At 68.6% G+C, this 3,270-nt stretch carries 4 protein-coding genes; 3 read left to right on the top strand and 1 reads right to left on the bottom strand.

Going from position 1 to position 3,270, the window contains the following annotated elements; genetic code table 11:
• The 3 genes from zwf to pgl form a co-directional block, all read left to right on the top strand.
• A partial coding sequence (zwf, locus tag I5I_RS13845) for a glucose-6-phosphate dehydrogenase (RefSeq protein WP_036321010.1) occupies window positions 1-1,163 on the top strand: 1,163 nt, incomplete at its 5' end.
• Window positions 1,160-2,101, top strand: a complete 942-nt coding sequence (locus I5I_RS13840; protein ID WP_036321007.1) for a glucose-6-phosphate dehydrogenase assembly protein OpcA — start codon at window positions 1,160-1,162, stop codon at window positions 2,099-2,101. The genes zwf and I5I_RS13840, both read left to right, overlap by 4 nt.
• Before the next feature lie 8 nt (window positions 2,102-2,109).
• Window positions 2,110-2,889: a 6-phosphogluconolactonase gene (gene pgl, locus I5I_RS13835; protein ID WP_083868032.1), complete on the top strand. Its 780-nt coding sequence runs from the start codon at window positions 2,110-2,112 to the stop codon at window positions 2,887-2,889.
• A gap of 88 nt (window positions 2,890-2,977) precedes the next feature.
• Here the strand turns inward: pgl and I5I_RS13830 are convergent.
• Window positions 2,978-3,270: RNA polymerase-binding protein RbpA (locus I5I_RS13830; protein ID WP_036321004.1), on the bottom strand; the 293-nt coding region annotated here is incomplete at its 5' end.

The raw sequence follows: 3,270 nt of genomic DNA, 5'->3' as shown, positions 1-3,270 counted from the left end.
CGGGGAACGATGGAAACCACGCGTTCTACCTGTCGATCCCGCCGCGCGATTTCCCGATCGTGGCCAAGCAGCTGAAGGCGTCTGGACTGGTCGACGACAAGTCGAACAACCCGGATGCGTGGCGTCGGGTGGTCATCGAGAAGCCGTTCGGCAGCGACCTGCAGACGGCTCGCGAACTCAACGCCACACTCGAGGTCGCCTTCCCGGCCGACTCGATCTTCCGCATCGACCACTACCTCGGCAAGGAGACGGTGCAGAACATCCTCGCACTGCGCTTCGCGAACGAGCTGTACGAGCCGCTGTGGAACGCCAATTACGTCGATCACGTGCAGATCACGATGGCCGAGGACATCGGTGTCGGCGGACGCGCGGGCTACTACGACGGAATCGGCGCGGCACGCGACGTGATCCAGAACCACCTTCTCCAGCTGCTCGCACTGACCGCGATGGAGGAGCCCATCTCGATGGACGCGAAGGACCTGCGGGCCGAGAAGGAGAAGGTCCTGGCGGCGGTTCGCCTGCCCGATGACCTGTCCACGGCCACGGCGCGCGGCCAGTACGGCGGCGGCTGGCAGGGCGGCGAGAAGGTCACGGGCTTCCTCGAAGAAGACGGCATGAACCCGGAGTCGACGACCGAGACGTACGCGGCCGTGAAGCTCGAGATCGCGACGCGACGCTGGGCGGGCGTGCCCTTCTACCTGCGCACCGGCAAACGCTTGGGACGACGGGTGACGGAGATCGCCGTCGTGTTCAAGCGCGCACCGCAGCTGCTGTTCCAGCGCAACCAGACGCTCGAGCTCGGACAGAACGCGCTCGTGATCCGCGTGCAGCCCGACGAAGGTGTGACGATCCGATTCGGCTCGAAGGTGCCCGGTGCGGGCAACGAGGTGCGCGACGTCACGATGGACTTCGGCTACGGCCACGCGTTCACCGAGTCGAGCCCCGAAGCTTACGAACGCCTCATCCTCGACGTGCTGCTGGGCGACCCGCCGCTGTTTCCCCGTCACGAGGAGGTCGAGCTCTCGTGGAAGATCCTCGACCCCGTAGAGGAGTACTGGAGCGCCCAGGGCGGACCGCTCGAACAATACTCCCCCGGCTCGTGGGGTCCTCCCTCGGCCGATGAACTTCTGGCCCGCGACGGCCGCGTCTGGAGGCGTCCATGATCGTCGACCTGCCCGACACCACGGTGTCGAAGATCGCGCGTTCGCTCGTGAGCGTGCGCGAAGAGGGCGGCGCCGTCGCCCTCGGTCGTGTGCTGACCCTGGTGATCGTCACGACCCACGGCCTGCACGAGGAAGCGATCGAGGCTGCCAACGACGCCTCTCGTGAGCACCCGATGCGCGTCATCGTGCTCATCGCGAATCCCGAAGGCGATGCCAAGCTCGACGCGCAGATCCGCGTCGGAGGCGACGCCGGCGCCAGCGAGGTCGTGGTGCTGCGCGCGCAGGGCGACGTCGCAACCAATCAGGAGGGCCTCGTGACCGGGCTCCTGCTGCCGGACGCCCCCGTCATCGCGTGGTGGCCCGACTTCCCTCCCACCGAGCCCGCGGCATCCGACATCGGCCGCATGGCGCAGCGCCGCATCACCGACGCGTCGACGAAGCCCTACGCCAAGGATCGCCTCTCGCGTCTCGGGCCGTCGTACGAGCCCGGCGACACCGACCTCGCGTGGACACGCCTGACGCACTGGCGGGAGCAGTTGGCGGCGGTGCTCGACCAGCCGCCCTACGAGCCGGTGACGGGCGTCGAGGTGGTCGGAGCCGGCAGCTCGCCCTCGACCGGTCTGCTCGCCGCATGGCTGCGACTCAAGCTCGACGTGCCGGTCACCTGGCGCTACTCGCCCCCGGAGGAATGGGAGCACGGCATCCAGAAGGTGCGGCTGACGCGTGCGAGCGGCGACATCGTGCTCGAGCGGACGAACGACATCGACGGCACGCTCACGCAGCCCGGACAGCCGTCGCACGACATCGTCCTCCCCCGCCGGACACTGCGCGAATGCCTCGCGGAGAAACTGCCCAGGCTCGATCCGGACCTCCTGTATGGTCGAGTGATCACGGAGGGCTGGGAGCTTCTCGGCCCGGCGACCACGAGCGAGTCCTAGGAGTTCCGATGGCGCAGATGTGGACCGAGAAGCGCGTCGTGATCAGCCCTGACGCGCCGACGCTGGCGGCGGCGGTCGCCGAACGCCTGCTGTCCCGTCTCGCCCGTCGATCGGCCGCAGGCAAGACGACCCACATCGCTCTGGCGGGCGGCCAGATCGGCACTGCGGTGCTACGCGCCGCCGGCGACAGCCCTCGGCGTGCCGACATCGACTGGTCGCTCGTGCACATCTGGTGGGGCGACGAGGTGTTCACGACGCCGGACGACGTCGATCGCCACGACAGCGCCGCCCGCGCCGCGCTCTTGGACCGGGTCCCGCTGCCGGCGAGCAACATCCACGCGATCGCGGCCAGTGACGTCGCCGCCGATCCGGATGCCGCCGCGGCCGCGTACGCCGACGATCTGTCGCGCTTCGGCACGCCGGAGCAGGCGTGGCCGGAGTTCTACGTCTGCTTCCTCGGCGTCGGCTCCGATGGACACGTCGCGTCGCTCTTCCCCGATCGGGTCGAGATCCAGCTGACGGACCGTACGGTGGTCGCCGTTCGTGACGCCCCGAAGCCGCCCCCCGTGCGCGTCACGATGACCCGCCCGGTGATCAACTCGGCGCGCTGCGTCTGGCTCGTCGTCTCTGGTACCGACAAGGCCGCCGCCCTCGGCCTGGCCCTGGCCGGCGCCAGCTATGAGACGGTGCCGGCCGCAGGCGCAAAGGGCCGCAAGAAGACGATGTTCTTCGTCGACGAGGCCGCCGCGGCGAACGTGCCGGCGGAGCTCATCGACCAAGACTTCTGATCGACGCCGCTATCACGCCAGAAGCCCTCGTACGAAACGATCGTTCGTCGCACGAGGGCTTCTTCGTCGGCCGTGAGGCCGGTGAAACTCAGGCTTGGCCGCGGCGTTCGCGCAGCTGCTGCAGTGCATCGTCGAGGAGGGCGTCGGCCTCTTCGTCGGTGCGGCGCTCCTTCACGTAAGCCAGGTGTGTCTTGTAGGGTTCCGTCTTCGCGAGCGCGGGGGGATTGTCCTTGTCGCGTCCCGCCGGCAGACCCGAGTGCGGCGAATCGATGACGTCGGGGATCTCCTCCTCCGCGATACCCGCGGCGAAGTAGCGGACGGTCTCGTTGCCCAGCGCATCCCAGTACGACACGGCGATGCGGTCGGCGTGATGGCCGTGAT

Origin of the sequence: Microbacterium sp. B24, from assembly GCF_000333415.1 — a bacterium.
GTDB lineage: Bacteria > Actinomycetota > Actinomycetes > Actinomycetales > Microbacteriaceae > Microbacterium.
Note: the sequence above shows the minus strand (reverse complement) of the source record. Positions and strands in the feature narration are given on the sequence as shown.

Coding starts and splice junctions, on each gene's coding strand:
- pgl (WP_083868032.1), top strand. CDS start 2,110: ATGGCGCAGATGTGGACCGAGAAGCGCGTCGTGATCAGCCCTGACGCG.
- I5I_RS13840 (WP_036321007.1), top strand. CDS start 1,160: ATGATCGTCGACCTGCCCGACACCACGGTGTCGAAGATCGCGCGTTCG.